Genomic DNA, 834 nt, shown 5'->3' with positions numbered 1-834 from the left:
TCCAAGTGCAATCATCCCCSGGCGCTAAAACCCGGTTTGTCTGCCATGGAATAGGCAAATGTAGCCGCCGAGCACCACGGTAACAAAGTCAGGCCAGCAATGCCCATTTGCGCTATGTCCGCCAATACTCCCTGCTCTGGCACCGCGCCATGGCCAGAGCTCATCACAGAAAGCGACAATAGCACCCGCCCGCGACAATAAACGGCATCATATGAGAGGTGCCAAACAGCAAATGCTCCTTAATACGCGCGACGCGTTGTGCCATTGGGCTAAGCGGCTGATGAACAAACTCACCCATGCCATGCTCTTGCAGGGTATCGACACCATTGTGACCCACAAACAACGCTCGCGCCTGATCGATATCTTCCGCGGCTTTGAGCTCTCGACAAAACCCTCTTCAATCAATTTACTGGAGATTTGTGCCAACACTTCAATGTGGTGATGATCTTCGCCATCGGGGGATGCGAGCATAAAAAACACATCGGAAAGCTGACCATCATTCCGCTCCGTAATCAACTCCCTTGGCGGCTGATCCCCACACCCACAGCAGGTAAGGCAACGGCGTGACTTTTGGCGTGGGAATGGCAATCCCTCTTCAAACCGGTATTGCCAATCTCTTCTACTTAGCCAAATATCCCTTAAAAATTGCTGTTTATCGGTCAATTTTCCTGCTTTATCCAGCATCTCCACCAATTCGATCAGCACGTCTTCTTTGCTGTTGGCTTTCAGATCTAAGCAGATGACTTCGGGTTCGATCAGGTTGGTCATATCCACGATGGCTTTACCTTGCGTTGTCCATACTATCCATACTTACTCATTGAGGCGTGTATTGGT

2 protein-coding genes are annotated in these 834 nt (G+C 50.4%); both read right to left on the bottom strand.

Annotated elements, in window-relative coordinates:
• Positions 1-11: 11 nt before the first annotated feature.
• Positions 12-179, bottom strand: a complete 168-nt coding sequence (locus CIK04_RS32845; RefSeq protein WP_176463422.1) for a hypothetical protein — start codon at positions 177-179, stop codon at positions 12-14.
• Between the two features lie 28 nt (positions 180-207).
• Positions 208-768 carry a PTS sugar transporter subunit IIA gene (locus CIK04_RS24775; RefSeq protein WP_325205797.1) on the bottom strand — a complete coding sequence of 187 codons (561 nt, stop codon included), beginning with the start codon at positions 766-768 and terminating at the stop codon, positions 208-210.
• Positions 769-834: the final 66 nt, after the last annotated feature.

This window comes from Vibrio sp. 03_296 (assembly GCF_002265885.1).
This window is presented reverse-complemented; position numbering and strand designations above follow the sequence as displayed.

Coding starts and splice junctions, on each gene's coding strand:
- CIK04_RS24775 (WP_325205797.1), bottom strand. CDS start 768: ATGACCAACCTGATCGAACCCGAAGTCATCTGCTTAGATCTGAAAGCC.